The organism is Nitrospirota bacterium (assembly GCA_023229435.1).
In the GTDB taxonomy this organism is placed as follows: domain Bacteria; phylum Nitrospirota; class UBA9217; order UBA9217; family UBA9217; genus JALNZF01.
Genome location: JALNZF010000002.1, coordinates 137,123 through 160,244, shown reverse-complemented (window position 1 = coordinate 160,244; position 23,122 = coordinate 137,123). Strand labels below are relative to the sequence as shown.

23 protein-coding genes and 1 pseudogene are annotated in these 23,122 nt (G+C 55.5%); 20 read left to right on the top strand and 4 right to left on the bottom strand.

The window, feature by feature from the left end:
* Nucleotides 1-155: 155 nt before the first annotated feature.
* Genes yidD through rpmH form a run of 3 tightly spaced genes read right to left on the bottom strand, consistent with a single transcriptional unit; the run spans nucleotide 156 to nucleotide 895 of the window.
* Nucleotides 156-368, bottom strand: coding sequence for a membrane protein insertion efficiency factor YidD (gene yidD / locus M0R70_02365; GenBank protein MCK9418205.1), 213 nt, complete (start codon nucleotides 366-368; stop codon nucleotides 156-158).
* Nucleotides 368-736, bottom strand: coding sequence for a ribonuclease P protein component (rnpA, locus tag M0R70_02360; protein MCK9418204.1), 369 nt, complete (start codon nucleotides 734-736; stop codon nucleotides 368-370). Before rnpA ends, yidD begins: the two co-directional genes overlap by 1 nt.
* Before the next feature lie 21 nt (nucleotides 737-757).
* On the bottom strand, nucleotides 758-895 hold the full coding sequence (gene rpmH, locus M0R70_02355; GenBank protein MCK9418203.1) for a 50S ribosomal protein L34: 138 nt from the start codon (nucleotides 893-895) through the stop codon (nucleotides 758-760).
* Nucleotides 896-1,151: 256 nt separating this feature from the next.
* Here rpmH and M0R70_02350 point away from each other — a divergent pair, with 256 nt between their 5' ends.
* The 19 genes and pseudogenes from M0R70_02350 to galT all read left to right on the top strand — a co-directional run bounded on the left by M0R70_02350 (nucleotide 1,152) and on the right by galT (nucleotide 20,165).
* Nucleotides 1,152-1,544, top strand: coding sequence for a LysR family transcriptional regulator (locus M0R70_02350; GenBank protein MCK9418202.1), 393 nt, complete (start codon nucleotides 1,152-1,154; stop codon nucleotides 1,542-1,544).
* A 232-nt stretch (nucleotides 1,545-1,776) separates the two neighbouring features.
* Entirely contained in the window at nucleotides 1,777-2,601 is an 825-nt protein-coding gene (locus tag M0R70_02345; protein MCK9418201.1) for an extracellular solute-binding protein, read from the top strand.
* Nucleotides 2,602-2,685: 84 nt separating this feature from the next.
* Complete coding sequence (locus tag M0R70_02340) at nucleotides 2,686-3,390, top strand: ABC transporter permease (protein MCK9418200.1); 705 nt, start codon at nucleotides 2,686-2,688, stop codon at nucleotides 3,388-3,390.
* Nucleotides 3,387-4,031: an ATP-binding cassette domain-containing protein gene (locus tag M0R70_02335; protein MCK9418199.1), complete on the top strand. Its 645-nt coding sequence runs from the start codon at nucleotides 3,387-3,389 to the stop codon at nucleotides 4,029-4,031. The genes M0R70_02340 and M0R70_02335 overlap by 4 nt, the downstream gene beginning before the upstream one ends.
* Before the next feature lie 148 nt (nucleotides 4,032-4,179).
* The gene (locus tag M0R70_02330) at nucleotides 4,180-5,379 is read left to right on the top strand and encodes an NADP-dependent isocitrate dehydrogenase (GenBank protein ID MCK9418198.1); all 1,200 of its coding nucleotides are present in this window, start codon (nucleotides 4,180-4,182) and stop codon (nucleotides 5,377-5,379) included.
* A gap of 254 nt (nucleotides 5,380-5,633) precedes the next feature.
* Nucleotides 5,634-6,692 (top strand): 3-methyl-2-oxobutanoate dehydrogenase subunit VorB, encoded by a 1,059-nt coding sequence (locus tag M0R70_02325; GenBank protein ID MCK9418197.1) that lies wholly within the window; start codon nucleotides 5,634-5,636, stop codon nucleotides 6,690-6,692.
* Nucleotides 6,689-7,426: a thiamine pyrophosphate-dependent enzyme gene (locus M0R70_02320; GenBank protein MCK9418196.1), complete on the top strand. Its 738-nt coding sequence runs from the start codon at nucleotides 6,689-6,691 to the stop codon at nucleotides 7,424-7,426. Before M0R70_02325 ends, M0R70_02320 begins: the two co-directional genes overlap by 4 nt.
* Nucleotides 7,427-7,447: 21 nt before the next feature.
* Nucleotides 7,448-8,002: a 2-oxoacid:acceptor oxidoreductase family protein gene (locus M0R70_02315; protein ID MCK9418195.1), complete on the top strand. Its 555-nt coding sequence runs from the start codon at nucleotides 7,448-7,450 to the stop codon at nucleotides 8,000-8,002.
* 439 nt (nucleotides 8,003-8,441) lie between these two features.
* Nucleotides 8,442-8,672, top strand: a pseudogene (locus tag M0R70_02310) (response regulator).
* Nucleotides 8,673-10,436: 1,764 nt separating this feature from the next.
* A complete protein-coding gene (locus M0R70_02305) occupies nucleotides 10,437-13,268 on the top strand; it encodes a valine--tRNA ligase (protein MCK9418194.1) in 2,832 nt (943 codons plus the stop codon).
* A gap of 127 nt (nucleotides 13,269-13,395) precedes the next feature.
* Nucleotides 13,396-14,523: a PDDEXK nuclease domain-containing protein gene (locus tag M0R70_02300; GenBank protein MCK9418193.1), complete on the top strand. Its 1,128-nt coding sequence runs from the start codon at nucleotides 13,396-13,398 to the stop codon at nucleotides 14,521-14,523.
* Nucleotides 14,524-14,648: 125 nt separating this feature from the next.
* The gene (locus M0R70_02295) at nucleotides 14,649-15,017 is read left to right on the top strand and encodes a calcium-binding protein (protein ID MCK9418192.1); all 369 of its coding nucleotides are present in this window, start codon (nucleotides 14,649-14,651) and stop codon (nucleotides 15,015-15,017) included.
* Nucleotides 15,018-15,108: 91 nt separating this feature from the next.
* On the top strand, nucleotides 15,109-15,408 hold the full coding sequence (locus tag M0R70_02290) for a hypothetical protein (GenBank protein MCK9418191.1): 300 nt from the start codon (nucleotides 15,109-15,111) through the stop codon (nucleotides 15,406-15,408).
* 81 nt (nucleotides 15,409-15,489) lie between these two features.
* Complete coding sequence (locus M0R70_02285) at nucleotides 15,490-15,777, top strand: type II toxin-antitoxin system Phd/YefM family antitoxin (protein MCK9418190.1); 288 nt, start codon at nucleotides 15,490-15,492, stop codon at nucleotides 15,775-15,777.
* 56 nt (nucleotides 15,778-15,833) lie between these two features.
* The gene (gene nadC, locus M0R70_02280) at nucleotides 15,834-16,682 is read left to right on the top strand and encodes a carboxylating nicotinate-nucleotide diphosphorylase (GenBank protein ID MCK9418189.1); all 849 of its coding nucleotides are present in this window, start codon (nucleotides 15,834-15,836) and stop codon (nucleotides 16,680-16,682) included.
* 99 nt (nucleotides 16,683-16,781) lie between these two features.
* Nucleotides 16,782-17,753, top strand: a complete 972-nt coding sequence (locus M0R70_02275) for a biotin--[acetyl-CoA-carboxylase] ligase (protein MCK9418188.1) — start codon at nucleotides 16,782-16,784, stop codon at nucleotides 17,751-17,753.
* 112 nt (nucleotides 17,754-17,865) lie between these two features.
* Nucleotides 17,866-18,630 carry a type III pantothenate kinase gene (locus M0R70_02270; GenBank protein MCK9418187.1) on the top strand — a complete coding sequence of 255 codons (765 nt, stop codon included), beginning with the start codon at nucleotides 17,866-17,868 and terminating at the stop codon, nucleotides 18,628-18,630.
* Nucleotides 18,631-18,762: 132 nt separating this feature from the next.
* A complete protein-coding gene (locus tag M0R70_02265; GenBank protein ID MCK9418186.1) occupies nucleotides 18,763-19,140 on the top strand; it encodes a response regulator in 378 nt (125 codons plus the stop codon).
* A complete protein-coding gene (gene galT / locus M0R70_02260; protein ID MCK9418185.1) occupies nucleotides 19,140-20,165 on the top strand; it encodes a galactose-1-phosphate uridylyltransferase in 1,026 nt (341 codons plus the stop codon). The genes M0R70_02265 and galT overlap by 1 nt, the downstream gene beginning before the upstream one ends.
* A gap of 215 nt (nucleotides 20,166-20,380) precedes the next feature.
* On the opposite strand, the gene M0R70_02255 is transcribed toward galT, so the two are convergent.
* Entirely contained in the window at nucleotides 20,381-21,205 is an 825-nt protein-coding gene (locus M0R70_02255) for a P-loop NTPase (GenBank protein ID MCK9418184.1), read from the bottom strand.
* A 279-nt stretch (nucleotides 21,206-21,484) separates the two neighbouring features.
* On the opposite strand from M0R70_02255, the gene M0R70_02250 reads away from it, so the two are divergent.
* Nucleotides 21,485-22,936 (top strand): sigma-54 dependent transcriptional regulator, encoded by a 1,452-nt coding sequence (locus tag M0R70_02250; GenBank protein ID MCK9418183.1) that lies wholly within the window; start codon nucleotides 21,485-21,487, stop codon nucleotides 22,934-22,936.
* Nucleotides 22,937-23,122 lie beyond the last annotated feature (186 nt).

The window sequence follows — 23,122 nt, the reverse complement described above, 5'->3', positions numbered from 1 at the left end:
CCAGTTTCGTTAATTTTTAATTATCTTTAAATCAAGAGAGCACTGAATATCTTATTGATAAATAAACTCAAGGTATTCTTGTTTTCCCAGGTATTTCTCAGTGCCCTCTGTGGTTATAATTGCTTCTTCGGTTTTTATGGAACGTTTGACACTACTTATTTTACCGGGTCGTATCCGCCCGGATGAAAGGGGTGACATTTTAGAACCCGTATGACGGTCATCCAGAGCGCTCTAAACAGGCCTTTTTTCTGAAAGGCCTCGATGGCATATTCCGAGCATGTCGGCGTGAACCTGCAGGCTGGCGGCAACATCGGCGAGAGGGTGCGTTTGTACAGTCGAAGGAGAGCAATCAAAAATCTGTTCATAATCACGGTGCGGTGCTTTCCTGTTTTCGGTCGCGAAGCACGGTCCGCTGGAGAACGGTTTCAACGGCCTTCATGATCCGCTCATGCCCCGCGGTGACCAGCTCCCGCCGCCCCACGAACACCAGGTCGAACCCCAGTGTCCGGTCCCGGAGCGTTTTCATAATGCAGGCCCGTATCTGCCGTCTCAGCCTGTTTCTGGTGACCGAGTTCGCCAGCTTTTTACTGACGGCGATGCCGACCCTGAAATTCCCCGTTTTGTTCCCGGTATAAAAAAGAGAAAGACCGTCAACCGACAGTCTTTTGCCCTTCATGGTGGTCACAAACTCTGAATTTTTTCGTATCCGCTCGCTCTTTCGGTATGCGTACGGCATCGCGCCTTTCCCGGCCCAATGTTATACGGCCAGACGCTTTCTTCCCTTGGCCCTGCGGCGCTTGATGACATTCCTGCCCGTGGCGGTGCTCATCCGCTTCCTGAAGCCCTGTGACCGTTTCTGCTTAAGGTTGCTTTTTTGTGCTGTTGTTTCCGACATCGTCTTGCTCCTTCAGTGATAATTTTGAACAGGCGGGTATTATAAGCGAAAACGTACATATGTCAAGCGAAAAACCAACAAAAAGGGGCTGTTGCCCGAATTGCCCAACTTCCCTTTGACCCGCCCGAGGGAGTGATAATTGCATCAACGCTTACCGTTTATGCCGGGATACGCGAGGCGCGGAATCGATCCGGGCCGCTGCCAGGACACCGGCAACAGTGCTTGACTTTCGTTATTCCCTTCTGTATATTACGCTATGCACAAACAAACCAAGCCGGTTCGGGCCGGCAAAAAATTGGTTCCCGGCCTTCGCGGCCGCGTCTGGATAGACGGGACCGACGGGACGTTCCTGGGATACGGCCGCGTCGTAATGCTTGAACGGATACGGGAATTCGGGTCCATTACCAAGGCCGCCAAGTCCATGGAGATGTCCTACCGCCGCGCCTGGGACCTCGTGGATTCCATGAACCGTCAGGCGAAGCGGCCTTTTGTCGAGCTTGCCACGGGCGGCAAGGGCGGCGGCGGCGCCCGCGTCACCGAGGACGGCGAACGCGCCATTCATCTGTTCTGGAAATTCTCGGAGGATTTTGAGGCATTTGTCGCAAAGGAACAACAAAAGCTTTCAGCTGATGAATTGTTTAAAAAATAGGCAACTACACAGGTGGCCGAATTTATAGAGAACCACGACATATTTGCTGCCGCCATTACCGCATAGTGTCGTCATTCCCGAACGATGTAATCGGGAATCCACCGGTTTTCAACGCTCCTGGGTCCGTCCTCGAAAGTACTTATCGGGGATAGGGGCATGCGGGGACCCAGGGAATTAGTCACATGAAGAGTTATTAAAATAGTCGCATAGATCGATCGGGAGGAAAATTCATATGGGATTTTTGAAGGGTATTTCAGCAGGGCTGTTGCTCACCGTAATAGTCGGAGGTATTGTTTTCGCATCAACGGAAACGAGGATTCGCTGCGCATCCACCACGAGCACACAGAATTCCGGGTTGTTCGATTACCTGCTCCCGATATTCGAGAAGAAAACGGGGATCAAGGTGGACGTGGTTGCCGTCGGCACCGGCGCCTCCATCGAGATCGGAAAGCGCGGGGACGCGGATGTTGTCTTTGTCCACGCCAAAGAGCAGGAGCTGAAGGCTGTGGAGGAAGGCTATTTCGTGAACCGGCACGATGTGATGTACAACGACTTCGTCATCATCGGTCCGACAAATGATCCTGCGAAGATCAAAGGGATAAAGTCAACGACTGATGCCTTCAAGAAAATTGCGGAATCAGGATCATCCTTTGTCTCGCGCGGGGACAAATCCGGCACGCATACCAAGGAACTTTCTCTCTGGAAAAAAGTCGGTATTGAGCCGGCGGGCCAGAAATGGTATCTCGAAGTGGGGCAGGGCATGGAAAAGACCCAGCGAATTGCCGATGAAAAACGGGCCTACACCCTCACGGACCGCGGCACGTGGCTTGCGACAAAAGACAAGGACAAACTCGACATGGTCATCGTCCTTGAGGGTGACAAGGCGCTGTTTAACCAATACGGCGTCATGGCGGTGAATCCCGGGAAGTTCAAGACGGTGAAGTACAAAGAGGCCATGGAGTTCGTGAACTGGATCATCTCGAAGGAAGGACAAGGCGTGATCGCGGCATTCAAGGACAAGAACGGCAACGCGCTCTTTATTCCGAACGCCCAGTAACGTCGCAAGGCGAGCACGGACCCGAGCGGCATACGAAATGATACCCCCAGTATCCTTCAACGCTCCGGTCCGTGCTTTTTTTCTATGAACTCACTTATCCAGGGTTTTGTACAGGCCATTGACCTGATCCTCCATCTTGATCCGGTGCTCTTCGGGATTATTTTCCTTTCCCTGAAAGTATCGGGTCTTGCCCTGCTGATCGCGACGGCGTTCGGCCTGCCTGCGGGCGCGCTGCTCGGTCTGAAGCGGTTTCCCGGCCGCGACCTGGCCATCAGCACCGCTAACACATTCATGGGGCTGCCGCCTGTGGTTGTCGGCCTGTTCGTCTATCTCCTGCTTTCACGCAAGGGGCCCCTGGGTTTCATGGGGCTCCTCTACTCCCCGACCGCGATGATCATCGCCCAGACCATTCTCGCGACACCCATTGTTATCGCGCTTTGCCAGTCGGCTATCGTCAACGTCGACCCCATCATCAGGCAGGCGGCCCGGACCCTCGGCGCGACTCCGCGACAGGTGACGCTCACCATCATCAAAGAAGCGAGATACGGCATTCTGTCCGCCATCATCGCGGCGTTTGGAAGGGTCATGGCCGAGGTCGGCTCGATCCTGATCGTTGGCGGGAACATCGCGGGATACACACGGGTCATGACCACGACAATCGCCCTGGAGACTGACAAGGGAAATTTCGAGCTCGCCCTTGCCCTGGGGATCATTCTGCTGGCCATCTCGTTCAGCATCAATTCTATCCTGCATGCTGTGCAGAAAAAAGGAACGGTTACGGTATCATGAAGCTGACGGTGTCAAATATCGCAAAGGCATATGAAGGCAGGGTGATCCTGAAAGACTGCTCGTATTCATTCGACCGGAACGGGACCTATGTGCTGATGGGTCCGAACGGCTGCGGCAAGTCCACCTTGCTGAGGATCTGCGCCCTGCTCGAGCAGGCGGACGGAGGGACGGTCACCTATGGTGAGAACGGCGCAGTGCTTCAGCCTGATATGGCGCTCAGACGACGGATCACACTCGTCCTGCCCAGGATCGGCGTGTTCAACACAACCGTGTCACGGAACGTGGCATATTCCCTGCGAGTCAGGGGGATTGCTCATGCCGAGATCGAGTCCCGGGTGAACAAGACACTTGCTTTCGTCGGCCTCGACCAAAAGAAGACCCAGCAGGCGAGGACCCTTTCAAGCGGCGAAACCCAGCGTCTCGGCATTGCGCGCGCCCTCGTTCTTGATCCGGAGGTACTCTTCCTTGATGAACCGACCGCGTCCATTGACGAAGAAAACACCCGGATTATCGAATCCATTATCAATGACATGAGAAAACAGAACCGGTCCAAGGTCATCATGACGACCCACGATCACGCCCAGGCTGAGCGGATCGCGGACAGGATGCTGGTGCTGGAGCATGGGATTTTAAAAGGATAGCTGGATAACCGGGAGAAGGGAGTTCATCCGCAGCCCCGCTTAATCGCCCGTCCACACCGGACGATTGTTTGATTGACAATTTCACCTCATCGCATTACAATTCCATCCGAATAAGGCATCAGACACCAAACATCATCAAGGAGCGCTTATTGTGACGATTACGGTGAAGGGTCCCATCGTGGAGATGGACGGCGACGAAATGACGCGCATTATCTGGAAGATGATTAAGGACAAGTTGCTCGCGCCGCACCTGAACATGAACCTCAACTATTTTGACCTCGGCATCAAGCATCGGGACGAGACCGATGATGCCGTAACGATCGAGGCGGCGAATGCCGTCACCCTGCACGGCGTGGGCGTGAAGTGCGCGACCATCACGCCGAACGCGGCACGGGTGAAGGAGTACAACCTTAAGCAGGCATGGAAGAGCCCGAACGGCACGATCCGCTCCATCCTTGACGGCACGGTCTTCCGCAAGCCCATCATCGCGAAGAACATTCCGCCGGCGGTTCGGAGCTGGAAAAGGCCGATCAGTATCGGCAGACACGCGTATGGCGATATTTACAAGTCGGTCGAGTATAAGGTTCCCGCGCCAGGCAGGGCAGAGCTGGTGTTCACGCCTTCCGCGGGCAAGGAAACGGTCTCGCTCGTGATTCACGAGTTCACCGGGCCCGGCGTGATCATGGGCATGCATAATACCGAGAAATCCATCCAAAGCTTTGCGCGGGCCTGCATCAATTACAGCATCGGCGAACACTGCGACCTGTGGTTCGGCGCCAAGGACACCATTTCCCGGACGTATCACGGTTTTTTTAAAGAGGTCTTCGACCGGGAGGCCGCGGCCCGCAAGGCCGACCTTGCGAAGGCAGGCGTCACCTATCGCTACATGCTGATCGATGACGCGGTTGCGCAGATCATGAAGGCGGAAGGCGGCATGCTCTGGGCGTGCATGAATTATGATGGCGACGTGATGAGTGATCTGGTGGCCTCGGGTTTCGGCAGCCTCGGCCTCATGACCTCGGTGCTGGTCTCGCCCGAGGGAAAGTATGTGTTCGAGGCCGCGCACGGCACAGTAATGCGCCATTACTACGAACACTTGAAGGGCAACCCCACGTCAACGAACTCCGTGGCGTCCATCTTTGCCTGGACCGGCGCGATTGCCCGGCGCGGCGAGCTGGACAAGACGCCGGAGGTGGTGGCGTTCGCCAAGAAGCTGGAGTCCGTTGCGGTCAAGACCATCGAGGAAGGCGTGATGACCAAGGACCTTGCTGCGATCGCTGAACCGAAGCCTGCGAATTATGCGACTACCGAGACGTTTATCGACAATGTGGCGAAGAAGTTGTTGTGATGAGAGGGCAGGGAATGGTAGGCCGAAGATTTGACCCCCGGTGGTTTCATGCAAAGAAAACCGGGCGGCATTTGAAGTAATGATTATCACTCGAAAAACGCAAAGTGTGGTTCTTCCCGACCTCCGCATTTTGTGATAGTGTCATTCAGCAAAAAGTAGATTCTATAATTCCCCGGTTTTCTCGGCAGCCCCGTTACGAGACATTCCCCCATATTCTTCTTTTTACTGAACCAAAACATGATATAATTTCCCCCATGCGGAAAGTGCTTATGACGGGCAACGATGCCCTTGCCGAGGCGGCGGTCCGGGCGGGATGCAGTTTCTACGCTGGTTATCCCATAACGCCCCAGAATGAAATCCCTGAGTACCTGTCCCGAAAGCTGCCTGCCGCGGGCGGAACGTTCATCCAGGCGGAGAGCGAAGTGGCCGCGATCAATATGGTCTACGGTGCATCGGCCTGCGGGGCCCGCGCCATGACGTCGTCGAGCAGCCCCGGGATCAGCTTGAAGCAGGAAGGCATATCGTTTCTGGCAGGAGCCGAACTCCCCGCCGTGATCGTCAATATGCAGCGGGGCGGCCCCGGCCTCGGCAATATCTCGGCCAGCCAGGCGGACTATTTTCAGGCGGTCAAGGGAGGCGGGCACGGGGATTACCGGATGCTCGTCTACGCGCCCTTCAGTGTGCAGGAGCTCTGGGACCTTACGATGCTCGCCTTCGACAAGGCTGATGAGTACCGGACCCCGGTGATGGTCTTGGGCGACAGCATCCTGGCACAGATGATGGAGCCTGTCGAGCAGACCCCCTATATGCGGCCCCGTCTACCCGAGAAGACCTGGGCCCTCGGCGGCTGCAGGAACAGACAGCCCAATGTCATCAGGACCCTGTACATGGCGGAAGGCGAACTCGAACAGCGGAACAACGCGCTCCAGAAAAAATATCGCACCATGAAGATGCGGGACGTCCGGTATGAGACCTATGCCGTCGAGGACGCCGGGCTGATCGTAGTTTCCTTCGGGATAACCGCCCGCATCGCAACTGCCGCGGTCCGCATGCTCCGGGAGGACGGCATGAAGATCGGCCATTTCAGGCCGATCACGTTGTTCCCCTTCCCGGAACAGCAGCTGCGAGAACTGGCAGGACCACACCGGAGGTTCATGACCATTGAATTGAATGCCGGCCAGATGGTGGAGGACGTGCGGCTGGCGGTCAACGGCAGATCAGAGGTCCTGTTCTACGGGCGGCCCGGCGGTTCGATCTTCACACCGGAAGAGTTGTACGAACGGCTGAAGGGTGCAGTAAAGGATAACGGATGAAAAAGAACGTTGACAGGCCCCGGAGCCTCAAGAATACTTCATTTCGCTACTGTCCCGGCTGCGGGCACATCATCATCCACCGCCTGATCGCCGAGGTCATCGACGAGCTGAACATCCGTGAGCGCACCATCGGCATCGCACCCGTCGGATGCGCTGTTTTTGCTCATGAGTATTTCGACTTCGACATGCTTGAAGCGGCCCATGGCAGGCCGCCTGCCGCCGCCACCGGCATGAAGCGGGTGTGTCCCGACAGTATCGTGTTCTCCTATCAGGGTGACGGCGATCTGGCCGCGATCGGGCTCGCGGAGATCATTCACGCCGCCAACCGCGGGGAGAACATCTCGGTCTTCTTCATCAACAATGCCACGTACGGCATGACCGGCGGACAGATGGCGCCGACAACCCTTCTGGGGCAGATTACCACGACGACGCCGAACGGCAGGGACGGCATTACAGCAGGCTACCCGCTTCACATGGCGGAGCTGCTTGCCACGCTCGAAGGCCCGTCGCTGATCGCCAGGACCTCGATAGATTCACCCGCAAACGTGAAGAACACCCGGGCGCTCATTGAGGATTCCTTCCGCTGCCAGATGGAGAACAAAGGCTTCAGCTTGATCGAGATACTATCCGCCTGCCCCACCACCTGGAACATGACCCCCGCCCAGGCCACCATCTGGCTGCGTGAGAAGATGATGGACGTATTCAAGCTCGGGGTGTTCAAGGATGCCCGGTAAGCAGGCGGGACCTGTACTTCTATGGGAAAACGCATTATCATAGCCGGCTCCGGCGGACAGGGCGTGCTGTTCTTCGGGAAGCTGTTGGCCTACGCAGCCATGCTTGAAGGCCGGGAGGTCACCTGGTTCCCTTCCTACGGGGCCGAGATGCGCGGCGGCACCGCGAACTGCACCGTTATCATATCGGACAGAATGATCGGCTCTCCGGTCATCAGGAACCCCGACGTGCTGGTGGTCATGAACGATGATTCCTATCGGCGCTTCGTGGAGAGACTGTCTCCCGGCGGCATCCTGATCTATGATCCATCGCAGATACGATCCGCAACACCCAGGGGCGGCATCAGGCTCGTCACGACACCTGCCGGCGCCATCGCTTCATCCATGAACAATGCAGGCCTCGCGAACATGGCCTTGATGGGTGCGTTCATCGCTGCTGCCGGCATCGTCGATATTAAGTCCGCGCTCAGCGCGCTTGACGAAATCACCCCCGCTCACCGGAGGGAACTGCTCAAGGTCAACAAGGACATCCTCATGAAGGGATATGATGGTCTGCAAGATTCAAACGGAACTTGTTAATCCCGCGACTTGAAATCCCCCGGCTCCCTCCGGGGGAGGAATGCATGGTGGCGCGGGAGGTCGCGTTATTGTATAGGTCCCGCCGTGGCGGGACTGCCGGAGGGGGGCTCCACTAGTTTCGATTGATCGAAATCACAAAACTTGTTGATGATGATTGGGAGAGCCTCAAGAAGCTGCAGAAAATGTCCAGGAACTGACGACTGCATCGGAAGACAACGTGAAGATCAACTGAGGCGGCAAGGAGCATATTCATACTGCTCACCCCGGGCCTGATCCAACGGAAACAATGAGCCATTGTCCCGCAGGGTGTCAGGTGCCATAACATGAAGAAAAATAAAACGAAAACTTGACACACCCAAAGAAATGTGTTAATTTTTTTAACATGCCAGTTAAAATACTATTGGCCGACAAGAGCATCACAATCCAGAAAGTGGTGGAAATGCTTTTTTCGGGAAGAGACTACGAAGTCGTTTGCGTGAGCGACGGCGAGACGGCACTGAACGAAGCGACGCGGGTCGTCCCCGATGTGGTGCTCGTGGACGTGGGTTTGCCGCGCATCGACGGCTATTCCTTGGCGGCGCGGCTGAAACAGACCCCGCAGTTCGCGCAGATGCCGGTCATCCTCATGATGAGCAGGGACGACGTGTATGACGACGCAAAGGGCAAACAGGCGGGGATCATCGACAACATTGCCAAGCCCTTTGAGTCCCAGGAACTTATCGGAAAAGTGAAAAAAGCGCTTGCCGGGGCCGCGCCACGGCGTGCTGAGCCCACGCCTTCCCCCACGCGCCAGCCCTCGGCACCCCCACCAGCGGCACCACCAAAACCCAAAAAGGCCGCGCCTGCGGATATCTTTGATATTATCAGCGAAGCCCCTTCTCCGGCGGATCTCGTGCGAACAGCCTCACCGGTTGAGGAAGAGTCTGTGTACGAAGTTGAGCCCGTCGTGGAAGAGGTGGACGAACCACTTGCGCGCGACATGGCGAAGTCGTTGCCAGTCGGCGCCAAGGCCGTGGAAGAGATGCGGGCCGGATTGGGCCTGACCAGGGATAAAGAAGAGCCCCAACCCGAGATCACTACCATTGAAGCCCTTAATCGCGCTCTTGGGGCGGATCAGCAGGCAGCATCGAGGCCCAGGACCCCGAGCTCTCCGCCGCCGCAGTCCACACCGCCGTCGATTCAGGCATCGTCGCCGTCTGAGGCCGAGCTGCGCAAGATGGCAGAAGAGGTCATGACCAGGATGGCGAAGGATGTATTCGCAAACCTGCCGCCTGTTCAGCCACCGAAGATTTCCGATGAGACTCTTCGCGCCATGGTTGATGAAAAAGTTGCACGCATGACGAAAGAGGCTTTAGCAAACCTGCCGCCTGTTCAACCACCGAAGATTTCCGATGAGACTCTTCGCGCCATGGTTGATGAAAAAGTCGCGAGCATGACGAAAGCGGCCCTGGAAAAGATGCCGGCGCCGCAACCGCCGACGCTTTCTGCGAGCGAGGTATGGAGCATAGCGGAAGAGACCATCGCCAAGATGGCAAAAGACGTGTTCGCCCAGATGCCGCCGGTCCAGCCGCCTCAGCTGTCCGATGAGGCCCTGAGCGCGCTGGTGGAAGAAAAGGTATCGAGCTTGACGAGCAAAGCTTTCGAGAAGAGGCCTGTTGCCCTGCCGCCGGACCTCTCCCCGAGCGATATGTGGAGTGTGGCCGACGAGGCCGTCCAGAGGATCGCAAGAGAGTTATTTGACAAACAGCCATCGACGAAAACGTCGCCGCGTTCCGATGAGACGCTCAGGACCATGGTGGAAGAAGTGGCCGCGAAGACGGTGGAAGAGGCGCTTGAAAAAAAGGCCATTTCGCATCCAACACCGATTCCCGCGGGCGAACTGCGGAAGATGGCGGAAGAGACCGTCTCCAAGATGGCGCTGGAAATATTCAGTGACATGACTCCGCCCATTCCGAAGATCTCCGAGGACACGGTGCGGAGAGGGATCGAGGAAGCGGTCATGAAGATCGCCCGGGAAGTCGCCCGGGAAGTGATCGAAAAAGTGGCCTGGGAAACAGTCCCTCAGCTGGCAGAGGTCATGATCAAAGAGGAAATCGAACGATTGAAAGCGATGGAGTCTTAATAAGATACATTCCAGGATCCAGGCACCAAATCCCAAATAAGCGCCAAAACACCAAGCATCAAATGGCAAACGTTTTGAATTTGGTAATTGGTAATTGGAATTTATTTGGGATTTGTAATTTGAGATTTATGATTTACATAAAGGGGACTTGCTCCCCTCTTTTATTTGGACGACGGTGTGCGGGTAAACCCCGTGAGAGAACACATTCCCTCATGATGACCGATTGCAGCTATCGACCGCAATTTTTCACGGAGTATATCAATCGCCGACAAGAGTGAGCCTTCTCTAACGGGGTAAAGGAGATCGTGCTTCATGTCAGGAAAAGAATTGCCCAAGGCCTATGACCCGAAGTCAGTAGAAGAAAAATGGTACGGTTTCTGGACGGAGAAAAAATATTTTCACGCCGATGAACGTGCGAGCAGCGCGCCTTTTTCGATCGTGATCCCCCCGCCGAACGTGACCGGCTCGCTCCATATCGGCCACGCGTTGAACACCACGCTCCAGGACATCCTTGTTCGATGGATGCGCATGTCCGGCAGAAACACGCTCTGGGTGCCGGGCACGGACCACGCGGGAATCGCTACGCAGAACGTGGTTGAGCGTCATCTGGCAAAGGAGCATATCGACCGCCATCAGCTCGGGAGAGAGCAGTTTGTCGAGAAGGTCTGGGAATGGAAACAGGAATACGGCGGCAGGATCATCAACCAGTTGAAGCGCATGGGCGCGTCCTGTGACTGGGACCGAGAACGGTTCACGATGGACCCCGGTCTTTCGAAAGCAGTCATTGAGGTCTTTGTCACCCTTCATGAAGAGGGACTGATTTATCGAGGCGAGCGCTTGATCAACTGGTGTCCGCGCTGTCACACGGCGCTGTCGGATATCGAGGTGGAGCACGAGGACGAGAAGGGCAAGCTCTACCATATTGCTTATCCCCTGAGCCACGACCACTCTATCCGATTGACCGTCGCGACCACGCGGCCGGAGACCATGCTCGGAGACACCGCCGTCGCCGTTCACCCGCTTGACCCGCGCTATAAGGATCTGATCGGCAAGACCGTTGACCTGCCGCTTACGGGCAGGAAGATCCCGATTATCGGTGACTCGATCCTGGTGGACCTCGAGTTCGGGACCGGCGCCGTCAAGGTCACCCCTGCGCATGATTTCAACGATTATGAGGCAGGACAACGGCAGAAACCGGAGTTGCCGCGCATAAAAATACTGAATGACGGGGCTGAGATACGAGGCGACATTCCCGATGTACTGCCGGACGTTCTCAAGCTGATCGTGGGAAAGCCGGCGAAAAAGGCCCGCGGCATGGTGGTTGAACTGCTCCAGGAGCGGGGTTTCATGGTCAAGACCGATGACCATGCGCACTCCGTAGGCAAGTGCTACCGCTGCAAGTCCATTGTTGAGCCCGCTCTATCCCCCCAGTGGTTTGTGAAGACCGGACCTCTTGCCGGACCCGCGATCAAGGTCGTGGAGGACGGCCGCGTGCAGTTTGTTCCCAAGGGTTGGGAGAACACCTACTTCGAGTGGATGCGGAACATCAAGGACTGGTGCATCTCGCGCCAGATCTGGTGGGGGCATCAAATACCGGCATGGTATTGCAGGCAGTGTGATAAAGCCGTACGCATTTCAAAAACAGGTGCAGGTGCTGTCGGTGAGGGTGGGAGGATGCCAGCCCCGCCGGAGGAAGTTGCAACAATAGGAGTCGATGCGGTAGCCATTGTCCAGAAGGAGGCGCCAAAGCAATGTCCCCGTTGCGGTTCTCACGAGTTAATGCGAGATCCCGATGTTCTCGACACATGGTTCTCGTCGGCGCTCTGGCCTTTCTCCACACTGGGATGGCCGGACAAGACCAAAGAGGTTGAGACGTATTATCCCACCTCGGTGCTCATCACCAGCTTTGACATCATCTTCTTCTGGGTGGCGCGAATGATCATGATGGGGCTGCACTTCAAGCACGAGGCGCCGTTCCGGCAGGTGTATATCCATGCGCTCGTGCGCGACGCCGAAGGCCAGAAGATGAGCAAGTCCAAGGGCAATGTGATCGACCCGCTCGTGATGATCGACCAGTACGGCACCGACGCCTTCCGGTTCACGCTCACGGCGTTCGCCGCCCAGGGCAGGGACATCAAGCTTGCGCCTGAACGCATCGAGGGCTACCGGAATTTCGCGAACAAGATCTGGAACGCGAGCCGCTTCGTGTTCATGAATCTGGAAGAAGACTTCGCTCCGAACTCCGAACTCCTAACCCCGAACGCAACACTCGCCGACCGCTGGATCCTCTCGCGCTTGAACTCGGTCGCGAAAGACGTGCAGGCCGCGCTTGTTGACTACCGGTACAACGACGTCGCCTCGTCGCTGTATCACTTCATCTGGCATGAGTACTGCGACTGGTATCTCGAGTTGTCCAAGCCCGTCTTATACGAGGAAAAGGGATCCGCGTCGCGGCAAGCGACGCAGACCGTGCTTGCCCATGTTCTCGAAACCGCGCTTCGCCTGCTGCATCCGATCATGCCGTTCATTACGGAAGAGATATGGCAGGCGCTGCCGGAGGGAGTAAGAGCGAAGGGACGAGGGACGAGGGACGAGGGACGAAAAAGCTCGGCCGAGTCGATCATGGTTGCGGCATATCCGGTGGCGGATGAGAAACTGATCAACGCCGGGATCGAGCGGGACATGCAGATGGTCATGGACCTGATCCTGGCGATCAGGAACATCCGCGGTGAGATGAACATAGCGCCGTCCATGCAGATAAGCGTCATCGTGAAAGTGGAGACCGCGGAACTCGGCGAGCATCTTGAGAAGTGCGCCGGATATGCAAAGACCCTCGCCCGGATCAAGGAGCTTCGCATAGGCGTGTCTGAAGCAAAGCCCAAATCCGTGGCAACAGCGGTGATTGCCGGCGCCGAGGTCTATGTGCCGCTCGAAGGTCTGCTCGATCTCGCCCAGGAACGCGACCGGCTCCAGAAAGAGATCGCGAAGATATCAAAAGACATCGAAGTATTTTCCAAAAAGCTTTCCAACAAGAATTTCGTTGATAAGGCGCCGAAGGAAGTTGTCGAAAAGGACACGGCGAAGCTTGAGGAGTTCAAGATCAAGCGCGGGAAACTTGAGCAGAGCCTGGGGATGCTGGGATAAGTCTTTTCCGTCGGACAGGTCCGACCTTTCAGAAGCAATGCCATGCGCGACAATTATGATTTGATCCCTTTGCACGGCGGTTATCTCAAACTGTGCAGTTTCCAAAATGATGCTGAAAGGGCGCGCGATGAAAGAAATAACCGGCAATAATCCGTCGATCACAGAAGAATACCGGCAGTTCATCGCAGATTTGAAAGTGCGGGTCGCCGCCGCCCGTCTTTCCGCCGCGCGAGCCGTGAACCGCGATCTGATTCTGCTTTACTGGGACATCGGGCGTGGCATCGTGGAGAAACAGCAGACGCTGGGATGGGGCGATTCGATTGTCGAGATGGTTTCGGCGGACTTACGACAGGCATTTCCCGGCTCCTTCGGTTTTTCACCGCAAAATGTGTGGCGGATGCTTCAGTTTTTTCGGACGTATACAGATAACCTATTTCTCTCACAGGCTGTGAGAGAATTGGAAAAGAAAGGGCAGAAAACGCCGGGCCGCGAAGAACTCTCACAGCTTGTGAGAGAATTGATCGCCGCAGTTCCATGGGGCCATCATGCAAACGTTTTGGCCAAGCTCACCGACCCCGCCGCCCGCCTTTACTACCTCCAGGCCACCGTCCAGTTCGGCTGGTCGCGCAACATGCTGCTCAACCAGATCAAGGTCGGGGCCTATGAGCGCGCCGTTGTGGAAAAGAAAACGCACAACTTCCCTCTCGCCCTGCCGGAACATCTTGCCGAGCAGGCCGAAGAAATGATGAAGAGTTCCTACAACCTGGAATTCCTCGGCATCCGCCGGGAAGTGAAGGAGCGGGAACTGGAGGACCGGCTCATCTCCCGTCTGCAATCGTTTCTCCTCGAACTCGGCTACGGGTTCTGCTTCGTCGGACGTCAACACCGCATTGCCCTCGGCAACAAGGAGTATTTCATTGATCTGCTTTTCTATCATCGCTTTCTCAAGGCGCTGGTGGCCTTCGAGCTGAAAGTCGGTCCGTTCGAGCCGGAGTTCGCCGGGAAGATGGATTTTTACCTGAACGTACTCAACGACAAGGAACGCGGGCCGGGTGACCAGTCCTCCATCGGCATCATCCTCTGCGCGGAAAAGGACGATGTGGAAGTGGAATACGCCCTGCGCACGAAAGCAAATCCCATCGGCGTGGCCGCGTATCACTTGCAGTCGAAGCTGCCCGGCGAACTGAAGGGGAAACTGCCGACCGCCAAGCAGCTTGCCGGGGTCGTACGGGCGGAGCTGGATATGGGAAAATGATGCGATGAATCAGGCCTCGATTCATCGAGTCTTCGCAAATGAAATTTACTGAGAGAGCGCATCAAGGGAACATCATGGGGCCAGGTCTATAATGTTGTACCGGTGTAGATAATCCCACCTGAATCATGGCCAAACGTAAAACAGACAAATCCCGTGAGGAGCGTATTGACGAAGAAATCATCGTAGACTGCTACGACGAAACCGAGCGCGCCATGGGGTGGTATTATTACCTTGAGGACCGCTTGGAGTTTCCATTTAACGGAAAATGTATTAAAGCCAGATCAATTTCCCCATTGAAGACCGGCGAGGTAGTGGAAGTCCTCAGCATGGCGCCGGAGGATGAATGCAAACATGAAATGTTCGTGACGATCCGATGGGAGAAACGAAAATTCGGCGTGCCGCTCTCGCAGTTGGAAGGTATCAAGGCGAGCAACGGTGCCAAGCAGGCTGTTGAAGACTGGCGCTACTGGGTGTCGATGGGAGATGAATTTTGAGCGGATATGATTCGGAGAAGACCCATACCGGTTCATTCATCGTGTTCAATGTCTATATCAATTCTTGTAAAGACAGTGGAAGAGGCGGGAGATGAAAGAAAATACGCTTGCTGTATTTGAAAACTACAAGATCCGCAGAATATATGATGAGGGATCCGAAACCTGGTATTTCTCCGTCGTGGATATTATTCAAGCTTTAATTCAACAGCCGGAGTATCAGGCTGCAAGAAATTATTGGAAAGTTCTGAAGAACCGTCTGAATAAAGAAGGAAGTGAAGCGGTTACAAAATGTAACCGGTTGAAGCTGGTTGCTGAAGACGGTAAAATGCGCCTTACCGACGTTGCTGATCCTGAAACGCTTCTCCGGTTGATACAGTCCGTATCCAGATAATTCACGGACAATTTTGCGATTGCCAACCATCTCAAGTAGTGCTATGTTTAATGCTCAATAACACCTCACAGGAGGTGCGGTATGTCTCGCATAAGTCTCTCAGAGGATATTCGCTCTGTTACCGAGCTGAAACGGAACACGCGGGATATTCTTGATCATCTCCACGCCACGGGGCGGCCGGTAATACTGACGGTCAACGGCAAGGCCGATTCCGTGCTGCTGGATGTGCATGTTTACGAAAAAAATCTGCATGCCGGAAACCTTGCAAAACTCCTTGCGCCGGCCGAGCGGGATGCGGAAAGCGGCCGGACTCGTCCGGCCCGGGACTTTCTAAAAGAGTTTAAGCACGCCAAAAAAATACAACGTTGATATTACCGCAGCCGCGGAAGCTGATGAGAACAGTTGCTGGAGGAATTGACGAAGTCATGAACATTTTCCCGAGGCGCGATGTAGACCCTTATCTTACGAGTCTCATAGAGCGCGCACTTTCCGAAGACCTCGGCGCCGGGGATATAACCTCCGAGGCGACGATCCCCGCTGAGTCAACGTCCGAAGCCGTGATGCTGGCGAAGCAGCACCTGGTGCTTGCCGGGATTGAGGTCAGTCGGGAAGTGTTTCTCATTCTCGATCCAACCATTCAGTTCACGCCCTTTGCGAAGGACGGCGATATCATCCACGCGGGTACCGAGCTTGCGCGGCTGTCCGGCAATACGAGGGCGCTTCTGGCGGGAGAGCGCCTTGCGCTGAACCTGCTCCAGCATCTGTCCGGCATTGCGACCTTGACGGCAAAGTATGTTGAAAAGCTGAAGGGACTCAAGGCCGAGGTTCTGGATACGCGTAAAACACTCCCCGGTTTGCGGCAGCTTGAAAAGTACGCTGTCCGGATGGGAGGCGGGAAGAACCACCGCATGGGTTTGTATGATATGATCCTGATCAAGGACAATCATATCAAAGCGGCGGGAGGCATTACGAAAGCGTCCGCGTCCGCGCGAACGAAGACCGGCACGCTGAGGATCGAAGTCGAGACCAAAACACTCGATGAGGTGCGCGAGGCTTTGGCGGCGAAGGTCGACATCATTATGCTGGACAATATGCCGATCGATATAATGCGCGAGGCAGTGAAGCTGATCGCAGGCCGCGTACTCGTGGAAGCCTCCGGCAACGTGACGCTTGAGACGGTCCGGCAGATCGCGGAGACAGGCGTGGATTTCGTGTCGTCCGGAAGCCTGACGCATTCGGCGCCGGCTGCGGATATCAGTATGAAAATCAAATAGCAGTGTTCAGGGGTCGGGGTTCAGGGGACAGTATAAGATGTGCGAGGCTTTGCTGTTTGACTGAATCCTGACAACTGACCCCTGTACCCTGGTTTATCTATGTATAAAGAAAAAATTCTGAACCTGCTCCGGTCGTCCTGCCCGGGATTCATCTCCGGAGAAGCACTGGCGAGAAAATGCGGTATTTCCCGCACGATGGTGTGGAAACACATCAAGTCACTGGAGCGTGAGGGATTCGGGATCGAGGCCGTCCCATCGCAGGGATACAAAATCACGACCGTGCCTGATATCCTCAGACAGAACGATATCAAGCCGGGGCTCAGGACCACGGTCATGGGAAAAAAAATACATTTCCTGTCCGACGTGGCATCCACGAACACCCTGGCCATGGAGATGGCGGCTGAGGGAACGCCCGAAGGGACCGTCGTGATCGCCGAGACGCAGACGGGCGGCAAGGGGCGGCTCGGCAGGAAATGGATCTCGCCGAAAGGGAACCTCTATCTGAGCGTGGTCCTCCGTCCGAATATTCCGATGCAGAAAGCGCCCCTGATCACTCTGACCGGCGCTGTGGCCGTGGCGTCGGCGATCAGGACAACGTGCGGGCTGGAGGCGGGCATCAAGTGGCCGAATGATATCCTTATCTCCGGCAAAAAGGTCAGCGGGTTGCTGACCGAGATGAGCGCCGAGCAGGACCGCATTCGCCATATCGTGCTCGGCATCGGCGTGGATGTCAACATGGAGATGGGCGAGCTGCCCCCCGAGGTCCGCAGCCTGACGACCACACTCGCGGCAGAGGCGGGAGCGAAGATAAACAGGACCGTACTGCTTCAGCAGGTCCTGCGGGACCTTGAGCGCTGGTATCAGAAGTTCCTCAATAATGACGGGGATGTTCTCGAAGAATGGGAAAAGCTCAATATGACCGTGGGCAACCGCATCACCGTGAGCGGAGCGGGCGAGGCTTTCGATGGTCTCGCGCAAGGGATTGATCGTGATGGCAGACTTATCGTCAGGCTCGATGACGGCACGATACGCACGGTAGCGGCAGGGGATGTGACGATAGTAAAAACATAGGGTGCAGGGTTCAGTAGCCAGGGTAAAGGAAGGCCTAAGGCACCAGGTTTTTTCAGCTCATTGCCTGGCCCCCGGACCCTGACCCCTTGACCCTTATTTTTCCGGAGGAAAAATGCTCTTAGCCATCGACATAGGCAACACCAACGTGGTCCTCGGTGTGTTCGACGGGGAAAAGCTTGTCGAGAACTGGCGCGTGGGCACGAACACGCAGATCACGCCCGATGAGTACGCCATGATCTTCAAAGATCTCTTCGGCTTCGCCCGGATCGAGTTCACGCAGATACACGGGGTGATCATCTCGACGGTGGTGCCGCCGCTCCTGCCGGTGATGGTCGAAATGTCCCGGAAGTACTTCAAGATCGAGCCCATGGTCGTGACGCATAAGCTCAAGACGGGCATCACGATATGCACTGATAATCCAAAAGAGGTGGGAGCGGACCGTATTGTGAACGCGGCCGCGGCCTACAAGCGTTACGGCGGTCCGCTCATCATCGTTGATTTCGGCACAGCCACCACCTTCTGCGCGATCACGAAGAAAGGCGAGTACCTCGGCGGGGCCATCTGTCCGGGCATGAAGATCTCGGCTGAAGCTCTGTTCAAACGCGCATCAAAGCTGCCTCGGGTCGAACTCGTTAAACCCGCGAAGATCATCGGTTCGGACACCATCAGCGCAATGCAGGCGGGAATCATCTACGGCTACGCAGGTCTGGTGGACGGCATTGTCATGAAGATGAAGGAGGAGCTATCGGCCGAAGCGAGGGTTGTGGCGACCGGAGGTCTTGCTGAGCTTGTTTCTTCGGAAACAAAGACCATTCAGGAAATAAAACCACATCTTACTCTTGAGGGGCTGCAACTGCTGTTCGATATAAATCGTTGATATTTCAAATAGCTAAGCTATGACTGTGCGCATATTCTCTTTTTTCTGCAAGGAGTGTTACTCTGTGTAACCTTGACGATTGCATAAATTTATGATATTTTTTCTCTACCATCTTGTATTGAGGGAGAACGAATGAAGATTCTTGTTGTCGATGACGAAGAAGGCGCTCGCGATCTCTTCAATACCATATTGACCGATGAAGGCTATGACGTTTCCCTCGCCAACGGCGGTGAGGAAGCGCTGAGCCTTTTCAAAAGCCGCCCCTTTAACCTCGTTATCACGGACATCAAGATGCCGGTCATGGACGGCCTGCAACTCCTGCAGGAAATCCGGAAGATGGGGTCAAAAACAGACGTGATCATGGTTACCGCGTATGGCGAGGTGGAAAGCTATCTCAAGGCCATGAGCCTTGGCGCCGCCGAGTATATCAACAAGCCCATCCGTATCAAGGAACTGAAACAGATCGTGCACAAGGTGCTGACCGAGCAGCGGGCGAGGTCGGGCAGCTGATGTCCCGCCTGCGTAAAGACCCCATCGTCGGCCGGTGGATCATCATTTCCACCGAGCGTCCGAAAAAACCCGAAGACTATTCATTTGAAGAGCTGCCTGATGATGTGACGCCTGCGGAGTGTCCGTTCTGCGGCGGCAATGAGGCAAAGACACCCCCGGAGATCGCCTCGTTCCGCACCGAGAAGTCCGCACCGAATAGCGAAGGCTGGTGGGTGCGCGTGATCCCGAGCAAGTTCCCGGTGCTGCATATCGAAGGCACCCTTGAGCGCGAGGGCAGCGGCATCTACGACTGGATGAACGGCATCGGCGCCCACGAGATCATTATCGAGAGCCCTGAGCACGCGCTCCGGCTCGAGGAGCTCCCCGAAAGCCAGGTGGAAAAAGTGCTCTGGTCCTACCGTGACCGGATCCTCGATCTCGAGCGGGACAGCAGGCTCCGCTATGTCCTGGTTTTCAAGAACCAGGGCTGGACCGCCGGCTCGGCCCTGAACCACTCCCATTCCCAGATCATTGCCACACCGGTCGTCCCCAAGGCCGTGAAGGAAAAGCTGGATGGCGCCAAATCGTACTATGATTATAAAGAGCGATGTCTCTTCTGCGACATCATCAGGCAGGAACTTGCAACTCCGGAGCGCGTGATCGAGGAGACGCGCCACTTCCTGGTCATGGTGCCCTTCGCGCCTCGATTTCCCTTCGAAACCTGGATCTATCCCAAAAAACATCTGTGCTCCTATGTGGACATTTCCAAGGAGGAGATCATGGACTTTTCCCGGACGCTCCGCCATACGCTCCAGCGTCTCGGGAAGGTACTCAAGAATCCCCCGTACAATTATATGCTTTACTCCGCGCCGAACCGCATCGCGCGCCGCGGTCACTGGCATACCCTGAACGACGACTTCCATTGGCACCTTGAGATCACACCACGGCTCATGCGCGTTGCGGGGTTCGAGAGGGGCTCCGGCTTCTATATCAATCCCACGCCGCCGGAAGCGGCTGCTCAGTATCTAAGGGAGGTAAAATTGTAACGACACGCACCTCATCGACGAGTTGTTGTTTTTTTCGGCGACCCCTGCACCGTATCCCTCCGGCAATAAATCTCAGAACCGCAGTCAACCACAGCGTGACAGACGAAGGCCCCGGAATCTTTATTGCCCTTTTCCGAGATTTTCGCAGTTGTCGTACTCCCCGCGTTCTTATCCTTTTGCAGCCGATCAGCAATACAAAACCGGAAACGGATAACTCAGCGGAGAGAATCGGCCGACGTTGTTAAGAGTTGGCTGATGCAGAACTGAAGCGTCCCTTTGACCTTGTCCCTGCTTTTCAGGATTTTTTTACCGATCTCGATGATCCCCCGGGACGCGGGGCATCGGGGATAGAGGTCCACAAAGGCCCGCTGTGCTTGAACAGCCGCATGGACAGCCACGTCGAGAGGGAGATTGCCCAGGTAGTCAAGGGATATGCTCTGGCACGGCTCGGTAGCGAGCGAGAGGCGCCTGAAAACCTCAAGTGCTTCTTCGTCGTTCTTCGCCAAATTGACGAGCACGTGAAACTGCTTTTCCTGGTATCTGCTGTACAGCACGGTGATGAGCGCGGCGGAATCGGCGATGGACGCGTGCTTCGGAGAAGTGAGGATAAGGATCTCCTGTGCAGCGCTGCAGAAGAAAGCGATATTTTCGGAGATTCCCGACGCCGTGTCGATGAGGAGAACATCAATATCGCCGGCGAAGACGTCGATGGCGTTCAGAATATTGAGACGCTGGAGCTCTGTGAGGTCCTTGAGTTCCCGCGGCCCATGGCCGGCGGAGAGGATAGTGCTGCCTGCCGGATCTTCCCCGAGAATATCCTTGAGCGAAAGCTCCCTGTTCAGCAAGTGTTGAATAGGGTATTTCGGCGGCAGGTATGGCCGTTCCCCGATAGTTCTCAAACCGAAATCCGAGTCCATGAGCATGACCTTTCTGCCGAGCTTGTTCATGGCAAGCGCGAGATTCACCGCCACAGTGGTCTTGCCCACGCCGATCTTGCCGCTTGCTATGGCGATGGTTTTTAAGAATTTTTTTTCGCTCATGAAAGGCACCTTTGTTGCTGATATCGATTCAGCTTCCATTGCCGAAGAGAGTATCGATGGTCTTCGCAGAGATCATCGGCATTGATAACTATATTTATACAAGAATTGTGCCTACCACAACCCATTGAAATAAAGTGCGTTTCATTTTGACGATGTCAGATTAATGGCTGTTTTTCAGTATATGCGATCAATATTCATGAAACGAAACGGCTGGAGTTAAAAACGAGTGTCAATAGGTTGACAGGGTTGTGGTCTTCTGTTATGTTTGTCCTATACATTATGAAGAGAGTTCTTGTCATAGAAGATGATGAAACCGTTCGAGATGTCCTCCGCTCCTTTCTCGGGCAAAAAGGGTTCGAGGTAACGCTGGCTCATAATGGCGAGTCAGGGCTTGATCTGCTGCGGACGGATAAGTTCGATCTTATCTTCACCGATCTTGTGATGCCCGGCATCAGCGGGATGGAGGTGTTGAAGGAGGTCATCGCGGCCAAGATCGCCGTCCCCGTTATTGTTATGACGGCCTTCGGCACCGTACAGACCGCTGTTGAGGCCATGCGTATCGGCGCCTTCGATTACATCACCAAGCCCTTCAATCTCGACGAACTCATGATCGTCCTCGAGAAAGCGTTCTCCGCGGCAAAGCTCCAGAAAGAGAACCTGATGCTCAAGATGCAGCTCAAGAACAAGTACAACTTCAAGGGGCTCGTCGGTGATTCTCCTTCGATGCAGGTGGTCTACGGATTGATTGAAAAGATCGCGGACACGGACAGCACGGTCCTCATTACCGGCGAGAGCGGGACGGGCAAGGAGCTCATCGCCAAGACCATCCACTTCAACAATATTTCGCGCTCCGGCGGCCCCTTTGTGCCCCTTAACTGCGCCGCGATCCCAAGAGATCTTCTTGAGTCCGAGCTCTTCGGCCATGAGAAGGGCGCCTTTACCGGCGCTATCAATACCCGGATCGGCCGCTTCGAGCTGGCACAGGGCGGTACGCTTTTTCTCGATGAAGTGGGCGAACTCGATCCCTCGCTTCAGGTCAAGTTGCTGCGAATCCTGCAGGAGCGGGAGTTCGAGCGGGTCGGCGGCGTCAAGACGATCAAAGTGGACGTGCGGATCCTTGCCGCCTCGAACAAGGACCTCGAGAAGGTTACGAAGGAGGGGAAGTTCCGGGAAGACCTCTTCTATCGCTTGAACGTGATCCCGCTTCACCTGCCGTCGCTCCGGCAGCGGGTCGAGGACATCACGCTCCTGACAGCCCATTTTATCGAGGAATTCTCTCAAAAGAGAAAGCGTGAAGCATTCACGATCTCATCCGATGCGATGCACTGCCTGCTGAAATACGACTGGCCGGGGAACGTGCGGGAGCTCGAGAACCTTATCGAGCGCCTTACCATCCTGGTGAGCAACAAGGTCGTGACCGTAGCGGATCTTCCCGAGAAGTTCCATCAGCTGGACTTTGTGGACCGTGAGCGGGCGGGCGGTGCTCTCACGCCGCCGGACCAGACCGCACTGAAATCCCCGCCCGCGACGCTGAAACACGGCGCGATGGAATTCGGAGATGACGGGATCGACCTCAACAATATGGTGAGCAATCTGGAGCGGAACCTGATCACGCAGGCCCTCGCAAAGGCCGGAGGAGTGAGAAGCAAGGCAGCCCAGTTGCTCAGACTCAACCGGACGACGTTGCTCGAGAAGATGAAAAAAATGGGCATTGAAACACAAAAGAAGTAGGTCAGCGGCGAACTCACCACGCTATCCCTACGCAGAAATGAAAGCGTGAATATTCCCTCCCCGCAGTATATAACCCGGAAAACAACGGCAAGCCGATGACAAATATGGATAGACGCGGATAAACAGGGATTTTGACCCGGCTGTTCGGCTGAGACTTCGTCGAGCTCAGTCGGGGCGCTCACGACA

What these genes read in the sequence shown, in the direction of transcription:
- M0R70_02275 (MCK9418188.1), top strand. Translation starts at nt 16,782, where the DNA reads ATGTATAAAGAAAAAATTCTGAACCTGCTCCGGTCGTCCTGCCCGGGA.
- M0R70_02295 (MCK9418192.1), top strand. Translation starts at nt 14,649, where the DNA reads ATGGCCAAACGTAAAACAGACAAATCCCGTGAGGAGCGTATTGACGAA.
- M0R70_02320 (MCK9418196.1), top strand. Translation starts at nt 6,689, where the DNA reads ATGAAAAAGAACGTTGACAGGCCCCGGAGCCTCAAGAATACTTCATTT.
- rnpA (MCK9418204.1), bottom strand. Translation starts at nt 736, where the DNA reads ATGCCGTACGCATACCGAAAGAGCGAGCGGATACGAAAAAATTCAGAG.
- M0R70_02315 (MCK9418195.1), top strand. Translation starts at nt 7,448, where the DNA reads ATGGGAAAACGCATTATCATAGCCGGCTCCGGCGGACAGGGCGTGCTG.
- M0R70_02335 (MCK9418199.1), top strand. Translation starts at nt 3,387, where the DNA reads ATGAAGCTGACGGTGTCAAATATCGCAAAGGCATATGAAGGCAGGGTG.
- M0R70_02350 (MCK9418202.1), top strand. Translation starts at nt 1,152, where the DNA reads ATGCACAAACAAACCAAGCCGGTTCGGGCCGGCAAAAAATTGGTTCCC.
- M0R70_02255 (MCK9418184.1), bottom strand. Translation starts at nt 21,205, where the DNA reads ATGAGCGAAAAAAAATTCTTAAAAACCATCGCCATAGCAAGCGGCAAG.
- M0R70_02270 (MCK9418187.1), top strand. Translation starts at nt 17,866, where the DNA reads ATGCTCTTAGCCATCGACATAGGCAACACCAACGTGGTCCTCGGTGTG.
- nadC (MCK9418189.1), top strand. Translation starts at nt 15,834, where the DNA reads ATGAACATTTTCCCGAGGCGCGATGTAGACCCTTATCTTACGAGTCTC.
- M0R70_02300 (MCK9418193.1), top strand. Translation starts at nt 13,396, where the DNA reads ATGAAAGAAATAACCGGCAATAATCCGTCGATCACAGAAGAATACCGG.
- M0R70_02305 (MCK9418194.1), top strand. Translation starts at nt 10,437, where the DNA reads ATGTCAGGAAAAGAATTGCCCAAGGCCTATGACCCGAAGTCAGTAGAA.
- galT (MCK9418185.1), top strand. Translation starts at nt 19,140, where the DNA reads ATGTCCCGCCTGCGTAAAGACCCCATCGTCGGCCGGTGGATCATCATT.
- M0R70_02285 (MCK9418190.1), top strand. Translation starts at nt 15,490, where the DNA reads ATGTCTCGCATAAGTCTCTCAGAGGATATTCGCTCTGTTACCGAGCTG.
- M0R70_02340 (MCK9418200.1), top strand. Translation starts at nt 2,686, where the DNA reads ATGAACTCACTTATCCAGGGTTTTGTACAGGCCATTGACCTGATCCTC.
- M0R70_02265 (MCK9418186.1), top strand. Translation starts at nt 18,763, where the DNA reads ATGAAGATTCTTGTTGTCGATGACGAAGAAGGCGCTCGCGATCTCTTC.
- M0R70_02345 (MCK9418201.1), top strand. Translation starts at nt 1,777, where the DNA reads ATGGGATTTTTGAAGGGTATTTCAGCAGGGCTGTTGCTCACCGTAATA.
- M0R70_02290 (MCK9418191.1), top strand. Translation starts at nt 15,109, where the DNA reads ATGAAAGAAAATACGCTTGCTGTATTTGAAAACTACAAGATCCGCAGA.
- rpmH (MCK9418203.1), bottom strand. Translation starts at nt 895, where the DNA reads ATGTCGGAAACAACAGCACAAAAAAGCAACCTTAAGCAGAAACGGTCA.
- M0R70_02250 (MCK9418183.1), top strand. Translation starts at nt 21,485, where the DNA reads ATGAAGAGAGTTCTTGTCATAGAAGATGATGAAACCGTTCGAGATGTC.
- M0R70_02325 (MCK9418197.1), top strand. Translation starts at nt 5,634, where the DNA reads ATGCGGAAAGTGCTTATGACGGGCAACGATGCCCTTGCCGAGGCGGCG.